The organism is Microbacterium sp. AC215 (genome assembly GCF_979258645.1).
Genome location: NZ_OZ409869.1, coordinates 3,545,973 through 3,562,002 on the forward strand (window position 1 = coordinate 3,545,973; position 16,030 = coordinate 3,562,002).

18 protein-coding genes, 1 tRNA gene and 1 pseudogene are annotated in these 16,030 nt (G+C 68.6%); 10 read left to right on the forward strand and 10 right to left on the reverse strand.

Annotation, left to right across the window (positions count from 1 at the left end; translation table 11 throughout):
• Positions 1 to 31: 31 nt before the first annotated feature.
• Complete coding sequence (locus tag ACZZZF_RS17325) at positions 32 to 547, reverse strand: methylated-DNA--[protein]-cysteine S-methyltransferase (RefSeq protein WP_053097213.1); 516 nt, start codon at positions 545 to 547, stop codon at positions 32 to 34.
• Positions 548 to 737: 190 nt separating this feature from the next.
• Here ACZZZF_RS17325 and ACZZZF_RS17330 point away from each other — a divergent pair, with 190 nt between their 5' ends.
• Positions 738 to 4,457: an AAA family ATPase gene (locus tag ACZZZF_RS17330; RefSeq protein WP_463499725.1), complete on the forward strand. Its 3,720-nt coding sequence runs from the start codon at positions 738 to 740 to the stop codon at positions 4,455 to 4,457.
• Between the two features lie 270 nt (positions 4,458 to 4,727).
• Here ACZZZF_RS17330 and mscL read toward each other — a convergent pair whose 3' ends face one another.
• Genes mscL through ACZZZF_RS17345 form a run of 3 tightly spaced genes read right to left on the reverse strand, consistent with a single transcriptional unit; the run spans position 4,728 to position 6,067 of the window.
• Positions 4,728 to 5,153 carry a large conductance mechanosensitive channel protein MscL gene (gene mscL / locus ACZZZF_RS17335; protein ID WP_053097207.1) on the reverse strand — a complete coding sequence of 142 codons (426 nt, stop codon included), beginning with the start codon at positions 5,151 to 5,153 and terminating at the stop codon, positions 4,728 to 4,730.
• A 26-nt stretch (positions 5,154 to 5,179) separates the two neighbouring features.
• A complete protein-coding gene (locus ACZZZF_RS17340; protein ID WP_463499728.1) occupies positions 5,180 to 5,455 on the reverse strand; it encodes an FmdB family zinc ribbon protein in 276 nt (91 codons plus the stop codon).
• Between the two features lie 15 nt (positions 5,456 to 5,470).
• Complete coding sequence (locus tag ACZZZF_RS17345) at positions 5,471 to 6,067, reverse strand: 5-formyltetrahydrofolate cyclo-ligase (RefSeq protein ID WP_463499731.1); 597 nt, start codon at positions 6,065 to 6,067, stop codon at positions 5,471 to 5,473.
• Positions 6,068 to 6,107: 40 nt separating this feature from the next.
• On the opposite strand from ACZZZF_RS17345, the gene galU reads away from it, so the two are divergent.
• From galU to ACZZZF_RS17365, 4 genes are all read left to right on the forward strand, one after another.
• Complete coding sequence (gene galU / locus ACZZZF_RS17350; RefSeq protein WP_053097201.1) at positions 6,108 to 6,995, forward strand: UTP--glucose-1-phosphate uridylyltransferase GalU; 888 nt, start codon at positions 6,108 to 6,110, stop codon at positions 6,993 to 6,995.
• Positions 6,996 to 7,041: 46 nt separating this feature from the next.
• Entirely contained in the window at positions 7,042 to 7,653 is a 612-nt protein-coding gene (locus tag ACZZZF_RS17355) for a GNAT family N-acetyltransferase (protein WP_053099195.1), read from the forward strand.
• 82 nt (positions 7,654 to 7,735) lie between these two features.
• Positions 7,736 to 8,593, forward strand: coding sequence for a hypothetical protein (locus ACZZZF_RS17360; RefSeq protein WP_072591593.1), 858 nt, complete (start codon positions 7,736 to 7,738; stop codon positions 8,591 to 8,593).
• A gap of 49 nt (positions 8,594 to 8,642) precedes the next feature.
• Positions 8,643 to 8,715, forward strand: a tRNA-Ala gene (locus tag ACZZZF_RS17365).
• 46 nt (positions 8,716 to 8,761) lie between these two features.
• On the opposite strand, the gene ACZZZF_RS17370 is transcribed toward ACZZZF_RS17365, so the two are convergent.
• Together ACZZZF_RS17370 and pgi are read right to left on the reverse strand one after the other, a co-directional pair.
• Positions 8,762 to 9,178: a ribosomal maturation YjgA family protein gene (locus tag ACZZZF_RS17370; RefSeq protein WP_463499734.1), complete on the reverse strand. Its 417-nt coding sequence runs from the start codon at positions 9,176 to 9,178 to the stop codon at positions 8,762 to 8,764.
• A gap of 21 nt (positions 9,179 to 9,199) precedes the next feature.
• Entirely contained in the window at positions 9,200 to 10,879 is a 1,680-nt protein-coding gene (pgi, locus tag ACZZZF_RS17375) for a glucose-6-phosphate isomerase (protein WP_463499736.1), read from the reverse strand.
• Between the two features lie 72 nt (positions 10,880 to 10,951).
• Between pgi and ACZZZF_RS17380 the strand changes: the two genes are divergently transcribed.
• The gene (locus ACZZZF_RS17380) at positions 10,952 to 11,995 is read left to right on the forward strand and encodes a hypothetical protein (RefSeq protein ID WP_463499738.1); all 1,044 of its coding nucleotides are present in this window, start codon (positions 10,952 to 10,954) and stop codon (positions 11,993 to 11,995) included.
• 27 nt (positions 11,996 to 12,022) lie between these two features.
• Positions 12,023 to 12,355 carry a DUF7882 family protein gene (locus ACZZZF_RS17385; RefSeq protein WP_053097194.1) on the forward strand — a complete coding sequence of 111 codons (333 nt, stop codon included), beginning with the start codon at positions 12,023 to 12,025 and terminating at the stop codon, positions 12,353 to 12,355.
• Between the two features lies 1 nt (position 12,356).
• Here ACZZZF_RS17385 and ACZZZF_RS17390 read toward each other — a convergent pair whose 3' ends face one another.
• Positions 12,357 to 12,968 carry a flavodoxin family protein gene (locus ACZZZF_RS17390; protein ID WP_463499739.1) on the reverse strand — a complete coding sequence of 204 codons (612 nt, stop codon included), beginning with the start codon at positions 12,966 to 12,968 and terminating at the stop codon, positions 12,357 to 12,359.
• 105 nt (positions 12,969 to 13,073) lie between these two features.
• On the opposite strand from ACZZZF_RS17390, the gene ACZZZF_RS17395 reads away from it, so the two are divergent.
• Entirely contained in the window at positions 13,074 to 13,277 is a 204-nt protein-coding gene (locus ACZZZF_RS17395; RefSeq protein WP_053097189.1) for a hypothetical protein, read from the forward strand.
• Here the strand turns inward: ACZZZF_RS17395 and ACZZZF_RS17400 are convergent.
• From ACZZZF_RS17400 to ACZZZF_RS17410, 3 genes and pseudogenes are all read right to left on the reverse strand, one after another.
• Positions 13,278 to 13,879, reverse strand: a pseudogene (locus tag ACZZZF_RS17400) (GNAT family N-acetyltransferase). It abuts the gene before it with no gap.
• Between the two features lie 35 nt (positions 13,880 to 13,914).
• The gene (locus tag ACZZZF_RS17405; protein ID WP_463499742.1) at positions 13,915 to 14,355 is read right to left on the reverse strand and encodes an ImmA/IrrE family metallo-endopeptidase; all 441 of its coding nucleotides are present in this window, start codon (positions 14,353 to 14,355) and stop codon (positions 13,915 to 13,917) included.
• A 22-nt stretch (positions 14,356 to 14,377) separates the two neighbouring features.
• A complete protein-coding gene (locus tag ACZZZF_RS17410; protein ID WP_463499745.1) occupies positions 14,378 to 14,752 on the reverse strand; it encodes a helix-turn-helix domain-containing protein in 375 nt (124 codons plus the stop codon).
• Between the two features lie 94 nt (positions 14,753 to 14,846).
• Between ACZZZF_RS17410 and ACZZZF_RS17415 the strand changes: the two genes are divergently transcribed.
• Positions 14,847 to 15,056: a hypothetical protein gene (locus tag ACZZZF_RS17415; RefSeq protein WP_056279941.1), complete on the forward strand. Its 210-nt coding sequence runs from the start codon at positions 14,847 to 14,849 to the stop codon at positions 15,054 to 15,056.
• An 18-nt stretch (positions 15,057 to 15,074) separates the two neighbouring features.
• Complete coding sequence (locus ACZZZF_RS17420) at positions 15,075 to 16,004, forward strand: aldo/keto reductase (RefSeq protein ID WP_463499748.1); 930 nt, start codon at positions 15,075 to 15,077, stop codon at positions 16,002 to 16,004.
• The last annotated feature ends 26 nt before the right edge of the window (positions 16,005 to 16,030 follow it).

Genomic DNA, 16,030 nt, shown 5'->3' on the forward strand with positions numbered 1-16,030 from the left:
ACGGCCTACTCGTCGGGGTCCCCGTGTGCGGTCAGCCGTGCGACTCGAGGTCGAGAAGGAACCTCTTGCGCTCGGGATGCGCGCCGTACTGACCCGTCGTGCCATCCGACCGCACCACGCGGTGGACGGGGACGACGATGGAGAAGGGACTGAGACGGCAGGCGGTGCCGACGGCCCGCGCGGCACCGGGGCGCCCGGCCAGCACCGCGACCTCCCCGTAGCTGATCGTCTCTCCCCATTCGATGGTGGTGATGGTCTGCAGCGCCGTGCGCGCGAACCCGTCGATGAGGCGCCAGTCGAGCGCCAGGTGATCGTGGAATCGCACCGGCGATCCACCGAAGTACGCGTCGAGGAGTTCGGTGACCTCGTCTGCCGCACCGGGGTCGGGTTCCGGGACGGCCCGGAGCTGGCTCGCGACGTTCTCGAGGAGCCAGGGAACCGATGGATCATTCGACTCCGAGAGGTCGAATCGGACGAGCCCCTCGTCGGAGAACACCGCGAGGGCGTCGCCGAACGGAGTCGGTGCGAAGTCATAGCGGAAGGTCATGCCTCCATACTGACCGGAGCGGGGGCGCGGCAGTGTCCCCATGAGCGCGACCGGGGGAGACCGCACCGACTCGTCGCTCGGGTGCAGAAGCAGTCCACAGGGTCGTCGCTCCGCCCTCGAGCGGGCGGAAATACGGTGAAACCCGCCCGGGATACAGCCTGTGGGGCGAGGCGCGCTTAGTGTGTGAGGTGTGTGGCGACGTGAAGGCAAGGCTGCGGATGACGCAGCGACCGATGCCGCAGTGACCCTCGGCGAATCGCACGAGCCGGTCTCCGGTATCGGCATCGCGCATGCGGCAGAGGCCGAGCGCACTCGGCTGCGTGCGGAAGCTGCTGACCTCGGCGGTTCATCGCCGCTCGTGAACTTCCGCGACACGGTCGAATCCAGCATCGACATCTCGAAGGCCCACCCCGGCAGTCTTCCCCAGTTCATCACAGGCAAATCGACCCTGCTGTCGAATCTCTATCGCGACGAGGTCGGTCTGCGCACTGCGAGGCTCGCCGCCGAGCGGATCACGGCGAAGAACACCGAGCTGCGCACCGTTCGCGGCATCGAGGCGGTGCACCTCGCAGTCGGCGTCGCCGGCTGGCGCATCGGCGGGGCGGATTTCTCGGCGCCCGTGCTGCTTCGCCCCCTCGCCATCCGTCGGCACCACTCCGACTTCGAACTCAAGCTGCAGGGCGCGTTCGAGGTGAACCCCGAGCTCGTGCGCATCGCGCGTGAGCACTTCGGCATCACGATCGACGCCGCGGCTCTCGCCTCCCTCGCCTACGACGGCGGGATCTTCAAGCCGCAGCCCGTGATCGACAGCCTTCGGGCCACGACGCGGTCGATCGACACCTTCACGGTGCTGCCGCGGCTCGTGGTCTCGACCTTCGCCGATGTCGGCGGTGCCATGTCCCGCGACGGCGGGAGTCTGGACCACGTCGTGCTCAACGCTCTGGCCGGTCACGTCGGTGACCGCGAGCAGGTCTCGGCCCGCCGACCCGCGCCGCACCACACCGGACCGGACGACCGGGCGCCGGCATCCGACAATCTGCTGCTCGATGCGGATGCCGAGCAGGAGGCGCTCCTCGCCAGGATCGCCGCCGGACATTCGCTGACCGTCGCGACGCTCCCCGGCACAGGCGGCACACAGACCGTGATCAACGCGCTCGGCGAACTCGTGCGGGCCGGCAAGAGGGTGCTCGTCGTCTCGGCGCGACGGTCGACCCTCGACGGCGTGCGGCACCGTCTTGCGGGCATCGGCCTCGACAGCCTGGCGGTATCGCCCGCGAACGTGCGTCGGGACCTCGTCCGCGCGATCGGCCGGAACGAGAAGGCGACGGCTCCGAAGGTCAGCGACGTCGATGACGCTCTCGTGCGTCTCCGCACGGTGCTCAGGGATTATCGCAGCGCTCTCACCGCTCCGGTCGCGGGGACGAACTCGTCCGTGCTCGACGCCACCAGGCATCTCACGAGGCTCGCCTCCCTGCCCACCCCGCCGTCGACCACGGCGCGACTCAGCGCCGAGACCCTCCGCCGTCTCGCTGACGATCGCTCGTCGGCGGCAGCGGCGCTCGCGCAGGCCGCGCGCCTCGGCGAGTTCCGCTTCGGACCCGACGACTCGCCCTGGTACGGAGTCACGTTCTCGAGCACCGAGGCGGCGAAGTCGGCGCACCAGCTGGCAGCGCGTCTGCACTCCGACAGCGTGCCGACCCTCCTCGAGCGCGGGTATGCCCTCATCGCCCAGACGCATATGCGCCCGTTCTCGACGATCGACGAGCTCGGTGAGTACCTGCGGCTGCTGCAGGGCATCCGCGACTCTCTCGACCGGTTCAGCCCCACCGTCTTCGAGCGTCCGCTGGGCGAGCTCATCCAGGCTCACGGATCGCGCCGCGACGCGCCCGCGATGTCCGGGGCGAACCGGCGTCGGCTGCGTCGTCTCGCCAAGGAGTACGTGCGCCCGGGCGTCCATGTCACCGAGATGCACGAGTCGCTGCTGCGCATCCAGGCGCAGCGCACCCAGTGGCAGCGGTTCGTGGAAGCCGGGGTGGCGCCCGAGGTTCCACTCGGGCTCGCCGACGTCCACTCCTCGTGGCAGCGCGTCACGGCTGAGCTCGCCGAGCTCGATGTCGCGCTCGGCCGCAGGGAACCGCTGTCGACGCTCCCCGTCGCCCGCCTCGTGCGCACTCTCGCCGGTCTCGCGGCGAAGTCCGACGTCTTCGACAACCTCGTGGAGCGCGCGCAGCTGCGCGATCGGCTGGCCGACCTCGGTCTCGAGCCGCTGCTCGCGGAGCTGTCCGTTCGCCACGTCGCCGAGTCGCGTGTGGGTGACGAGCTGGAGTTCGCCTGGTGGCAGACACTGCTGGAACGGGCTCTGCAGGAGGATCGAGCGCTGCTCGGTGCGAACACGGCGGTGGTCGACCGGCTCGAGCGGGACTTCCGTCTCGTCGACGAGGCGCACGCCGCGATGGCCGGTCCGTTGCTCGCCTGGCAGCTCGCGAACCAGTGGAAGATCGCCATCGTCGATGAGCCGCAGGAGTCGCAGAACCTCAGGCGCGCACTGAAGCAGCCGGCGACGACGACAGCCGAGATCGTGAGCTCCGCGCCCACCCTCGTCGGCGTGCTCGCGCCGGTCTGGATCTCGTCTCCCTACCTCGTGCCGCAGATCCCCGACTCCGTCGAGTTCGACACGGTGCTCCTCGTCGATGCGGCCGCGATCAACCTCGCCGAAGCGGCCCCGGCGATCCGCCGTGCCCGTCAGGTCGTCGCTTTCGGCGATCCGGTCACTCAGCTTCCGACAGCGTTCCACGTCGCCGTGGACCCCGGCCCCGAATGGGAGCACGAGGTGCCCTTCGACTCCGTGTCGGTGTTCGAGCGCCTGTCCGAACTGCTTCCCGTGATGACCCTCACGCGCAGCTACCGCGCGGGCGGCGAGGACCTCGCAGAGCTCATCAACGACGCGTTCTACGGCGGCGAGATCGTCTCGCTGCCCTGGGCGGGCTCGTACCTGGGTCGCGGCAGCCTCACCGTCGACTACGTCGAAGGCGGCACCGGCGCACCCGACCCCGTGTCGGGTGCGGTGGAGAGCCCCGAGGCAGAGGTCGCACGCGTCGTCACGCTGGTCGTGGAGCACGCCGTGCATCGCCCGGACGAGTCGCTCATGGTGGTCACCGCGAGCAGGCGTCACGCCGAGCGCGTGCGGGCCGCCGTCACCTCGGCATTCGCCGGGCGCTCCGACGTCGCCGACTTCGTCGGTCGCGACACGGCCGAGCCCTTCGCGGTGCTCACCCTCGAGGAGTCCGTGGCCGAGAGCCGCGACCGGGTGATCTTCTCGCTCGGCTACGGCCTGACCAAGCACGGCCGAGTGCTCAGCGACTTCGGCGACCTGTCCACGCCGGATGGCGAGCGGCTGCTGACGGTCGGGATGACCCGCGCCCGCCGGTCCATGGTGATCGTCTCGTCGATCCGCCCCTCGTCGTTCGATGACGGCCGCCTCGAGTTCGGCGCCGCCACCCTGATGTCGATCCTCGGCGGCCTCGCCACCCGAGGACGCGACGCACGCCTGGAGGATCTCGCCGACCCGCTGACGCTCGCCCTCGCACGAGAGCTGCGCCGTCTCGGCGCAGCGGTCGACGTCGACTACCGCGGTCTGCTGCCGCTCGTCGCACAGCACAACGGCAAGGCCGTCGTCATAGAGTCCGACCCGGAGTCTCGTGGCGAGTCACTGCGCGAGGCCCTGCGGCTGCGCCCGAACGTGCTTCGCCGCCTCGGGTGGCATTACGTGCGCGTGCACGCCTTCGACCTCTACAGCGACCCCGTCACGGCGGCCACGCGCATCGCGGGAGTCTTGGGAATCTCGGCATCCGCGGCTCGAGCCGACAACGACACGCAGCCGATCGATCTCACCGACCCGCAGAATGACTGATCAGCCGGATTCCGGTGCCCCGCGGCAGAAGGTCGTGCGGGTCGCCGGATCGCGGCGTGCCCGGCTGACTCCCGTGCCGGGCACCGACACGGACCCGGATCGGGTCGTCCGGGAACCTCAGCGGACGACGGGCCCGAAGGGGCCCAACGACGACCGCCTAATGCAGGACGTGCCCCCGCACTACTGAGCACCGGCGGCTCAGGCGTGTTCGGGAGACGACGAAGCGCACGGCCCGAATCGGACCGTGCGCTTCGCGGTGCGGACTGCGAGTCAGCTGCGCGGCTTGTTCCCGGCGAGCAGGTCGCGGATCTCGACGAGCAGCTCGGCCTCGGTGGCGGCCGCCGGCTCTTCCTCCGGCTGCTCGGCCGCGGTGCCCTTGCGCGCCTCGACGTGGGCCTTGAACGTGTTCATCGGCAGCACGAAGACGAAGTACACCACCAGAGCGACCGAGAGGAAGCTGATGATCGCCGAGATGAGATCGCCGATGGGGAACGTGACGGTATCTCCGTAGATGCTCTGCACCTGCGGTCCGAAGTTGCCCGTCGCATCCGCCTTGAAGAACAGCGAGACGAGCGGGGTGATGATGCTGTTCACCACGGCGGTGACGATCGCCGTGAACGCGGTGCCGATGACGACCGCGACCGCGAGGTCGATCACGTTGCCGCGGAGGATGAAGTCCTTGAAACCTTTGAGCATGGATGCCTCCGGGGAGTCGATAGGGGTCAGGAAGAAGAGGTGCTGGTCGACGCAGGGGCCGGGGTCGTGGTCTTGGCCGGCTCCGCCTTCGATGATGCCGGGGCGGATGCGGAAGTGCCGGAGCCCGCTCGCGAGTCGGTGCGATAGAAGCCGGATCCGTTGAAGGTCACGCCGATGGATCCGTACTGCTTGCGCAGCTCGCCGCCGCATTCGGGGCAGACGGTGAGGGCGTCGTCGGAGAAGCTCTGCACGGCGTCGAAGGCGTGACCGCACGAACGGCAGGCATAGGCATAGGTGGGCATTGCGATCCTCGCGGGTCAGCGTCGCGTGGGCGACAGGTGGAGGGTCTGCGTGGGAGTCACGACGCCGGTGACCGGCTGGTCGTGAACCTCCCTCGGCAGGAAGTCGAGTACCTCGGAATCATAGATGACTGCGTAGACGGGAGGGCACTTCTCCATCGAACCGATGGTCTTGTCGAAGTACCCGCGCCCCCAGCCCATGCGCATCCCGGTGCGGTCGACGGCCGCGGCGGGGATCACCATCAGGTCGACATCGTTGACGGCGATCGGACCGAGCACCTCGCCGGTCGGCTCGGGAAGCCCGAAGAGGCCTTCCGTGACATCGTCGTCATCGGTCGCCACGGCCCAGTCGAGAAGGCCGTCGGCCCGTGTCACAGGAAGCAGGACCCGGATGCCGCGGCGCACCGCGCCGGTGACGAACTCCCGGGTGCCCGGCTCGGTCGTGGTCGAGAGGAAGCATGAGATCGACCGGGCGCCGAGCGCGTCGACCAGCTCGTCGAGGCGCTGCGTGATGGCGGATGCCGCGGCCTCCCGCTGCGAGTCGCTCAGCAGCTGGCGGCGTTCGCGGAGCTCGGCGCGAAGCGCGCGCTTCTCATGCTCTACGTCGTGGGACATGGCTCCGAGTCTACGGCGGCATCCCCACTAGGCTGGGTGGATGGGTATACGGAAGATGAAGGCTGTCATTCCTGCTGCCGGTCTGGGAACGCGTTTCCTGCCGGCGACGAAGGCGATGCCGAAGGAGATGCTGCCGGTCGTCGACAAGCCGGCGATCCAGTACGTCGTCGAAGAGGCCGCCAGCGCCGGGATCGATGACATCCTCGTCATCATCGGCCGCAACAAGAACGCGATCTCCAACCACTTCGACTCGGTCCCCGAGCTCGAGGTCAAGCTGATGGAGAAGGGCGACACGGGGCGTCTCGAGCGCGTCATCCATTCGAGCGACCTCGCCGACATCCACTTCGTCCGTCAGGGTGAGCCCAAGGGACTCGGTCACGCGGTGCTACGTGCCCGCACGCACGTCGGCGACAGCTCCTTCGCCGTGCTCCTCGGCGACGACCTCATCGACGAGCGCGACCAGCTGCTCACCGAGATGATCGCCGAGCACGAGCGCAGCGGCGCCGCGGTGATCGCCCTCATGGAGGTCGACCCCGCGAGCATCCACATGTACGGCGCCGCCGCCGTCGAGGACATCGAGGGATCGGATGCCGTGCGCGTCACCGACCTCGTCGAGAAGCCCGCACCCGAGGACGCGCCGTCGAACCTGGCGATCATCGGCCGTTACGTCCTGCCCGCCTCGATCTTCGAGGTGCTCGAGCGCACCGAACCCGGCAAGGGCGGCGAGATCCAGCTGACCGACGCGCTGCAGGAGCTGGCCACCAGTGCCGACGGCCCCGGTGTGGTGGGCGTCATCTTCCGTGGACGCCGGTACGACACCGGCGACCGCGTCGACTACATCAAGGCGATCGTCCAGCTCGCCTCCGACCGCGACGACCTCGGCCCCGAGCTGCGGCCGTGGCTCAAGGAGTTCGCGGAACGCCTCTAGGCGTCGACGCGGCGTCGGGAGCGCGCGGATGGATCAGGCGACGGGGATGCGGCATGGTCCCATCGAGCTGCGCCTCGTGCGCTCTCGGGACGCGAGGGCTCTTCAGCACGAGCTGTTGAGCAATCGCTCCTGGCTGCAGCCGTGGGAGGCCACCGTCCCGTACGGATCGGTCTCGTTCGACATGCGACTCAGCATCCGACGTCTGCTGCAGCAGTACCGCGACGGCGCGGGCTATCCGTTCGTCATGGAGTACGAGGGCGAGATCGCCGGGCAGCTCAACGTGTGGGGAGTCGCCAGGGGGTCGTTGTGCTCGGCGACCATCGGGTACTGGGTGAGCGAGCGCTTCGCCGGCAAGGGCATCACGCCCACAGCCGTCGCGCTCGCGACCGATGCCTGCTTCACGGAGTATGCGCTGCACCGCATGGAGATCTGCATCCGGCCCGAGAACGTCGCGAGCCTGAGGGTCGTGCAGAAGCTCGGCTTCCGCTACGAAGGGCTGCGTCGCCGTTACATCCACATCGACGGCGACTGGCGGGATCACTACGCGTTCGCCCTCACTCGCGAGGATGTGCCGCAGGGCGTGCTGGCCCGGTGGCTGAACGGCGAGGTGCCTCCGGACGCCGCGACGATCCCGCCGTCGGACCGTTTCGCGCTCTGATACGCCGCTGACTTCAGAACTCCTCGCGACACACGCTCCGACTGAGCGTCGTGACCAGCGATGTTCCCGTACCGTTGTCGACATGGACGGGCCGGTGCTGAGCGGGGGAGTGATAGTCCTCGTCGCTGTGCTCCTGTGGATGCTCTACCTGCTGCCCTCCTGGCGTGGGCGCTTCCAGTACGACGCCGCGGAGCGCAACGCCGTCAGACTGAACCAGGCCCTGCGGGTGCTGGCCGAGACCAGCGAGACCCCCGGCGAGGTCCGTCTCGAACTCAACGCGCGGACTGCCCTCGCGCAGCAGAAGCTCGCGAAGCGCCTGCAGTCCGAGAAGGAAGCCGCTGAGCTCATGAAGCTCCGCGAAGAGCTGGCTGCGACGAGGGCTGATCCCGTCATGCGACAGGCCCGCGCGCGTCGCCGTGTGCGCATCGTCGCCACCTCGACCCTGCTTCTCGGTCTCGTCGTCACGGGGCTCGGCGTGTGGCAGCTGATCGCGCTTCAGGCGCAGCTGCTGCTCTGGGTCGGCGGGTCGGTCATCGTCGTCGCCGGCTTCGCCCTGCAGCGCATGTCGGCTGTCGCCGCCCGCGCCGCCCGGCGTTCGGTGCGCGTCGTCGAGCAGCCCGTGCAGAGGGCAGAGCCCGAACTGCACGATCAGGGCCCGGCGACATGGACTCCGCGTCCGCTGCCCGAGCCGCTGGTGTCGGTCGCAGGCTCGCGCGCGCAGGTGGCGAGAGCGGAGCTGGATGCGCAGGAGAAGCGCCGCGCTGCGGCTCGTCTCGCCGAGCTTCGTGAGCGAGCGGAGCGCATGGCGCCCGCCGCACCCGTGCAGATTCCCGCGGCCTCGCAGGCCGCCGCGTCTCCGTTCGCGAAGATGGGATACGTCGACGACGCGGAGATCGAGGCGCATGTGCGCGACCTCCTCGCGAAGCGTGCAGCGGGCTGATCCTCGCGGCACGAGAGGGTCTTCGAGCGTGATAGCGTAGAAGACGTCAGGGCCTATGGCGCAGTTGGTAGCGCGCCTCGTTCGCATCGAGGAGGTCAGGGGTTCGAATCCCCTTAGGTCCACCGACGAGAAAGACCCCCGAGCATCGCTCGGGGGTCTTTCTTCTGTCTACTGTGCGCGTGCGCGGAGACGGCGACCGATCGCGTGGTCGCAGAGGGCGGCGGCACCCGCGCCCACCGCGTAGGCGACGAGGTCGCGCGCATCGAATCCGACGCCCAGGACGAGTCGCACCGGCCAGAAGGCCTCGGACCAGATCGCCGGCAGACCGGTGAGCTGGAAGCACTCGATCAGCATGCACAGCGCCGCGGCGCTCGCACCCACGATCCAGACCGGGGCTCGTGGGAGCACGATCGCGATGACGACGTAGATCATCACCGCGTAGAGGGCGTCGCCGAGTGCGTCCGCGATCGGACCACGACCGACGACCTGTGTGACGAGACCGGCCGCGACGACCAGGACGGCGACGACGACCAGTGCCCGGCGACGCGCACTGACGTGCGCGTCGCCGCGTGTGACCGACTGCATTCGCCGCTCCCGCTGTCTCGCCTACTTCCGGTTCGCGCGGTAGTAGGAGAGCAGCGCCTTCGTGGAGGCGTCCTGCGCATCGATGGCCGCCTCGTCCCCGCCGATGGCCGGAGCGATCTGCATCGCGAGCTGCTTGCCCAGCTCGACGCCCCACTGGTCGAACGAGTTGATGCCCCAGATCGTGCCCTGCGTGAACGTGATGTGCTCGTACAGGGCGATCAGCTGACCGAGCACCTGCGGTGTCAGCGCGGGTGCGAAGATCGAGGTCGTCGGGCGGTTGCCGGCGAACGTGCGTGCCGCGACGAGCGCTCCGGTGGTTCCCTCAGCCTCGACCTCTGCGGCGGTCTTGCCGAAGGCCAGAGCCTTCGTCTGGGCGAGGAAGTTCGCCAGGAACAGCTCGTGCACGTCCTGCCCGCCGTCGGTCAGAGGGTAGGCCGGGTTCACGAACGCGATGAAGTCGGCCGGAATCAGCCGGGTGCCCTGATGGATGAGCTGGTAGAACGCGTGCTGGCCGTTGGTTCCGGGCTCTCCCCAGAACACCTCGCCGGTGTCGGTGGTGACCGGGGTGCCGTCCCAGCGGACCGACTTGCCGTTGGACTCCATCGTCAGCTGCTGCAGGTAGGCCGGGAACCGGCTCAGCTGCTGTGCGTAGGGCAGCACCGCATGCGACTGCGCGCCGTGGAAGTTGACGTACCAGACGTTGAGCAGACCCATCAGCACCGGGACGTTGCGCTCGAGAGGCGTGGTGCGCACGTGCTCGTCGACCGCATGGAAGCCGGCCAGCAGATTGCGGAAGGTGTCGGGTCCGAGCGCGATCGCGAGCGACAGGCCGATCGCGGAGTCGACCGAGTAGCGGCCGCCGACCCAGTCCCAGAATCCGAAGGCGTTCGCCGGATCGATCCCGAAGGCCGCGACCTTGTCGAGCGCGGTCGACACCGCCACGAAGTGGTGCGCGACGGCGTCGGTGCGGGCGTCCTCGTCGTCGGAGATGGCTCCCGAGGCCTGGAGTCCGGCCCACAGCCAATCGCGCGCCAGGCGGGCGTTGGTGAGCGTCTCGAGGGTGGTGAAGGTCTTGGACGCGACGATGAAGAGGGTCGTCTCGGGGTCGAGGTCCGCGGTCTTCTGCGCGAGGTCGGTGGGATCGATGTTCGACACGAACCGCGCCTCGATCCCGGCATCCGCATAGGGCTTGAGCGCCTCGTAGACCATGACGGGCCCGAGGTCGGAGCCGCCGATGCCGATGTTGACGACGTGAGTGACGCGCTTTCCGGTGATGCCGAGCCACTCTCCGGAGCGAACTCTGCTGGCGAAAGCGCTGAGTGCGTCGAGCACGGCCTGCACGTCGGCATCCACGTCCTGTCCGTCGACGACGAGCGCGGGGGAGGAGTCGGCCGGTCGACGCAGTGCCGTGTGCAGCACGGCGCGGTCCTCGGACGTGTTGAGGTGGCTTCCCTGGAGCATCGCGGCGTATCGCTCGGCGACTCCCGTCTGCTCGGCGAGGCGCAGAAGCGCTGCGAGAACGTCGTCGGTGACGAGGTTCTTCGACAGGTCGACGTGGAGGTCTGCGAGCGGGAACGAGAATCGCTCCGCACGGTCGGCATCCGCGGCGAACCAGCCTCGCAGATCGGCGGTGATCGACTCGCGCAGCGCGGCGAGTTCGGACCAGGCGGGAGTGAGTGTCGGATCAACAGGAGCGGTCATGGATCCACGGTACTGCCGCACACGACGTCGTGACCCCGTGATGACGTCCGGCCTCGCTCTAGGATGGGGGCGATGACCGACACGGCGCCCACGACGACCTCGGAGCGGAGGCTGCGGCGCGAGATCGGTCGCCGGCTCGTGCGGGCTCCGCTCGCGTGGGGAGTGCTCCTGCTGGTGGCCGCGACGGTGTGGACGATCGCGGGCGACGACCTGAGCTTCTTTCCGTTCCTGCTCATGCTGCTCGGCGGCTGGAGCATCGCCTTCTCCTTCGTCAACGCGACGATGGGCATGCGCCCGGTGCGCGCCGGCGTCGCCGTGCACCTCGGTGTCGCCGTGGTGCTGACGGCTGTGATGATCGTCGTGATCGACGCCGGGAGCGAGCTGCTCTCCGGCCTGGCCGAACCCGTGCGGGCGGTCATCGTCGTGCTGCAGATCGCCGCCGGTCCCGCCGCGGGATGGATCTGGCTGGGCCTTCTGTCGCGCGTCACAGACCGCATCGGACGGCGTGATGCCCTCAGGCGCCCGTCTCCTGTCGCACCCGAATGGGAGCGTGACGAGAACGGCGACGGATCCCACGTCCAGTTCTCCGCCATCGACCTGCGCATGCGGGCGCTGACGGTCGCCATCGTGGCGGTGGTCCTCGTCGTCGGCACCGCGGGCACCGTGCTGCTCATCGCATTCGACGACGCGGTGATTCACATGGGCGCCCGCCTCGCGATCATCCTCACGGGCGCGGTCGTCGGACTGCCGGTCTATCTGACGCTCCGCGCCGTGCTGAGGCGACGGACGCTGTCCTGCAGGGTCGCGTTCGGCGACGACGACCTGCGCATCCGCGCCGGAGACGCGACCCACCGCATCCCCTTCCGGCAGCTGCAGCACCTCGTCTGGCGGACGCGATCGGACTACGCCCGCATCGAGGTGCGCGGCGCGGGCGTCGATCTCTCGCTGATCACCGGGCTCGCGAAGCCGCCGTCGGGCCGCACGGCCGAACTGCCCGTGCTTCCGCGTCGGGTCTTCCGACGACTCGAGCTCGCAGGGCTCGACGTGGAGCGTTCGCGCCGTGATGAGGTTGTGACGTTCTCGCCGCGCCAGAGCGCGCACGCGAGTACACGATGACACGCGCGTCGGGGTACGGTTTCCTTCATGGGAAGACTGCGATATGACGGCACTTCGGAGCCGATCCTCATCGACGACGAGACGCTCGCTCATCTGAAGGTCATCGTCGGCACGAAGCTCCGTCGCCAGGAGAGCTTCATGATGACCTGGCATCCTCGCGAAGGCGGCGACCCCGGCCGTCTCACCGTCTGGATGCACCCGGCGATCCCGCTGCAGTTCCTCTTCACCTCTCCGGACCCGCACAACATCGAGAAGGCGCGCATCGAAGAGATGATGCGCGCTCTCAACGCGACGGGCGAGCTCGTGATCGACGACTACGTGCAGCCGAAGGCTGACAGCGGGAGCGCGCCGAAGTCCTGAACTACTCCGCGGGGTATCCGTCTGCCTGGAGACCGCGGGCCAGGTGCACGGCATTGCGCACTGCCGTCGCCGTGGCCTGCGCGACCTTCTCAGGGGTCGTGGAGAGATCCTTGTAGTCGACGGTCTGCATCGCCTCGCCGTTCCAGTAGATCGACGACTGGGCGGGCAGCGAGTACCCGACGTCGTTCAGCGCCTGGAACAGGATCGCGGCGATGTGGTGGGCTCCATCCTCGTTGCCGACGATTCCGGCGATCGCGACCTTGTCGAACAGGATCGGTCGACCCGCATCGTCGGTCTCGCTCAGTTCGGCGTCGAGGCGTTCCAGCACCCGCTGCGCGACACTCGAGTGCTGGCCCATCCAGGTGGGGGTCAGGAACACGAGGATGTCGGCCGCCAGCACCTGCTCGCGCAGAGTCGGCCATTCATCGCCTTCGCCCATGTCGGTCTCGACGCCGGGACTGATCGAGTGATCGACGGCGCGCACCAGCTGGCCGGCGACTCCGTGCTCCGCGAGAGCTTGCAGGATCTGGGACCCCAGGAGGTCGCTGCTCGATTCCGCGGGAGACGGCTTGAGGGTGCAGGAGATGGCGAGGGCAGTCAGTCGTGTGCTCATCCCTGCACGCAATCACCCCCGCGGGCGATCGCCCAGGGGGTTCCGTCGCTGCCGCGTGTGCGCTAGGCGGTATCCTGGATGACGGCCGCTACGACAGGAGATCCCGTGATCCTCAGCTTCATCTTCTTCATGATCCTCTTCCTCGGAGGCATCTGGCTCATGGGGCTCGCGCAGTCGCTCGAGGACTTCCAGGCGATCGTCTTCATCGCCGGCCTGCTCATCGTGAGTCTGTCGCTCGCGTTCGTGATGCGCGCCAGCGGCTCGGCCACCCGTCGCAAGGACAACTGGTCGGGCAACGCCACCGAGTAGTCAGGCGCGTCTGGCCAGCCTCGCCTCGAGGTTGGCCTTCACCGCGGGCCACTCGGGCTCGATGATCGAGAACTCGACGCTGTCGCGCAGCGCGCCGTTGCGGTATCGGCTCATCGCGCGCATGACACCGTCCTGCTTCGCTCCCAGACGTTCGATCGCCGCCCGCGACTGGAAGTTGACCCACTGCGTCGTCAGGCCCACACGGAACACGCCGAGGTCCTCGAACGCGTGCCGGAGCAGCAGCAGCTTCGACTCGGCGTTGGTGCCGGTGCCGTGGGCCGACGGGCGATTCCAGGTGTAGCCGATGTGCAGCCGGGGGACGTCGGCCTCCAGGTCGTAATAGGACGTGAGGCCGAGGATCCGTCCTTCGGCGTCGAACGCGGTGAACGGGATCATCCCACCGGTCTCGATCAGGCCGATCCGACGGTCGATCTCGGCGGCGAGCCCGTCGGGGAGGGCACCGAGGTGTACCACGCCTGCTTCCACAGCTCACCCTCGAGCAGCGCATCGAGGAGGCCGTCGTGATGAGACGTCTCCAGAGGTCGGAGTTCGACGAGGCGGCCGGTGAGGGTGATCGGGGCCGGAGTGGTGCGGAAGGTCATGCAGCCATTCAATCAGCGCCGCGCCCGGCGCCATGTCACACGATCGGGGCGCGATGCTCCCACTGGCCCCGCCCCATCCTCGCGCCGACGTACGTGGTGTCCCCGACGCGACGCAGTAGCCGTCGATAGGCGGTCACGAGCTCGATGGTCACTCCCAGCTCGAAGGCGAGGCTGGCGGGGTGGGTGCCTCGCGCTCTCTCGGCCTCGGCGTACGCGTCGGCGTCGATCAGCAGTCGGGCCGCCCACTCATCTGCTCGGCGCTCCTGTCGCGCGCGGATCGACGAATCCGCTGTGGGGGTGTGACCGAGCATCGCGTGCCCGAGCTCGTGCGCGATCACGCTGGATGTGGCCCTCGCGCTGAGACCGGGGGTGACCCGGATGGTCGCGGTGTGCGGTTCGTAGCCGCCGGGGCGCCGACCTCGACGTTCGATGAGGTGCAGCCCGTTCTCTTCGAGCAGGCGAAGGAGGGCGTCCATGATCCTCCTCGCCGGGTGGTCGTCAGTCGTAGAGATCGTCGGTGTCGTCAGCGTGTGCGAGAGGAGACTCGAACGCGACTTCGGATTCATCCTGGCGTCGACCACGGACATCGGTGCGGGGGTGCAGGGCGGTGATCGTGGCGCCGCGGAAGCCCTCGGAACGGAGCCGCTCTTCGGCACGCGTGATCACCACGTGCGGTGCGATGTCGAGGGCCGCGCTGACCGCGTACAGGATGGGAACCGGGATCGAGCGCTTGCCCGTGACGTAGTTGTCGAGAGCGCTCCTCGCGATGCCGACCTCGCGCGCCATCGCGGCGATGCTGCTTCCGGCGGCGGCGATCTCGGCGCGGAGCTGGCGGCCTACCGCCGCATTGAACTGCTCGCCCGGTGTCTTCACGTGAGTCACGATAGCACCGGCATGAAGCCAGGATGCCGTCATACTGGTGCGCTGAACGCTTGTCGCACCCCGTATGCGGCGATACTGTCTATGAATGACGACAGATGTGCGACGTGCGGTGGCGAATGCGATCGAAGAAGAACTGCGTCGCGGGGGCCGGGACGCACCCTGGCTCTCCGATCGAGCGGGAATCGCCCGCGCAGCGCTCCGCAGGAAGCTCGCGGGTGAGGCCGACTTCACCGTTGCTGATCTGGCCGACATCGCGCAGGCGCTCGACATATCGGTCGCACGGCTCACGCCCTGACCGCACTAGCGTGGGGGTATGAAGACCATCCCCTTCGGATCCGCCACAGCCCCCGCCGTCGTCGCCGGAATGATGCGCATCGATGACAAGGATGATGCGCAGATCCGTGAACTGTACGACACCGCCCGCAGCGCCGGCATCGACTTCTTCGATCATGCCGACATCTACGGCGGCAGCATGCACTTCTGCGAAAGCCGCTTCGCCGATGCGCTGGACCTCACGGCCGCCGAGCGCGACGAGATCGTGCTGCAGACCAAGTGCGGCATCCACCCCGCCGAGGGCACGTTCGACTTCTCATACGAGCACATCCTCCGCCAGGTCGAGGGGTCGCTCGCGGCGCTTCGCACAGACCACATCGACGTTCTCCTGCTGCACCGCCCCGACGCGCTGGTCGAGCCCGAGGAGGTCGCCAGGGCGTTCGACGAGCTCGAGGCCGCAGGCAAGGTCCGCTCGTTCGGCGTCTCGAACCACACGCCGCGGCAGATCGACCTCCTGCGCACCGCGGTCACTCAGCCCCTGGTCGCCAATCAGCTGCAGCTGTCGATCACGCACGCGCCGATCCTCGCGCAGCCGGTCGCCGCGAACATGGCAGGCGAGGGCCAGAGCATCGTCCGCGACGGCGGAGGCATCGTCGAGTACTGCCGCATCAACGGCATCACGATCCAGGCATGGTCGCCCTTCCAGGGCGGCTTCTTCACGGGGGTGTTCCTCGGCAACCCCGAGTATGCCGAGCTCAACGCCGTGATCGATCGGCTGGCTGCGTCGTACGCGGTCGCACCGATCGCGATCGCGACGGCGTGGATCACGCGTCACCCCGCGAAGATGCAGGTCGTGCTCGGAACCACGACCCCGCAGCGGGTGCAGGATGCCGCTGCCGGCGCCGACATCGAGCTCACGCGCGCCGAGTGGTACGAGCTCTTCCGCGCGGCGGGTCACCTGCTCCCGTAGCAGGCGCGCGAGACGCGGGCGTCGTC

Bases quoted from the DNA above. Each gene is read 5' to 3' on its own strand.
- ACZZZF_RS17405 (WP_463499742.1), bottom strand. From the start codon at position 14,355: ATGGACGCCCTCCTTCGCCTGCTCGAAGAGAACGGGCTGCACCTCATC.
- ACZZZF_RS17380 (WP_463499738.1), top strand. From the start codon at position 10,952: ATGACCGACACGGCGCCCACGACGACCTCGGAGCGGAGGCTGCGGCGC.
- ACZZZF_RS17360 (WP_072591593.1), top strand. From the start codon at position 7,736: ATGGACGGGCCGGTGCTGAGCGGGGGAGTGATAGTCCTCGTCGCTGTG.
- ACZZZF_RS17420 (WP_463499748.1), top strand. From the start codon at position 15,075: ATGAAGACCATCCCCTTCGGATCCGCCACAGCCCCCGCCGTCGTCGCC.
- ACZZZF_RS17415 (WP_056279941.1), top strand. From the start codon at position 14,847: ATGACGACAGATGTGCGACGTGCGGTGGCGAATGCGATCGAAGAAGAA.
- ACZZZF_RS17385 (WP_053097194.1), top strand. From the start codon at position 12,023: ATGGGAAGACTGCGATATGACGGCACTTCGGAGCCGATCCTCATCGAC.
- ACZZZF_RS17345 (WP_463499731.1), bottom strand. From the start codon at position 6,067: ATGTCCCACGACGTAGAGCATGAGAAGCGCGCGCTTCGCGCCGAGCTC.
- ACZZZF_RS17370 (WP_463499734.1), bottom strand. From the start codon at position 9,178: ATGCAGTCGGTCACACGCGGCGACGCGCACGTCAGTGCGCGTCGCCGG.
- ACZZZF_RS17340 (WP_463499728.1), bottom strand. From the start codon at position 5,455: ATGCCCACCTATGCCTATGCCTGCCGTTCGTGCGGTCACGCCTTCGAC.
- ACZZZF_RS17390 (WP_463499739.1), bottom strand. From the start codon at position 12,968: ATGAGCACACGACTGACTGCCCTCGCCATCTCCTGCACCCTCAAGCCG.
- pgi (WP_463499736.1), bottom strand. From the start codon at position 10,879: ATGACCGCTCCTGTTGATCCGACACTCACTCCCGCCTGGTCCGAACTC.
- ACZZZF_RS17355 (WP_053099195.1), top strand. From the start codon at position 7,042: ATGCGGCATGGTCCCATCGAGCTGCGCCTCGTGCGCTCTCGGGACGCG.
- galU (WP_053097201.1), top strand. From the start codon at position 6,108: ATGGGTATACGGAAGATGAAGGCTGTCATTCCTGCTGCCGGTCTGGGA.
- mscL (WP_053097207.1), bottom strand. From the start codon at position 5,153: ATGCTCAAAGGTTTCAAGGACTTCATCCTCCGCGGCAACGTGATCGAC.
- ACZZZF_RS17325 (WP_053097213.1), bottom strand. From the start codon at position 547: ATGACCTTCCGCTATGACTTCGCACCGACTCCGTTCGGCGACGCCCTC.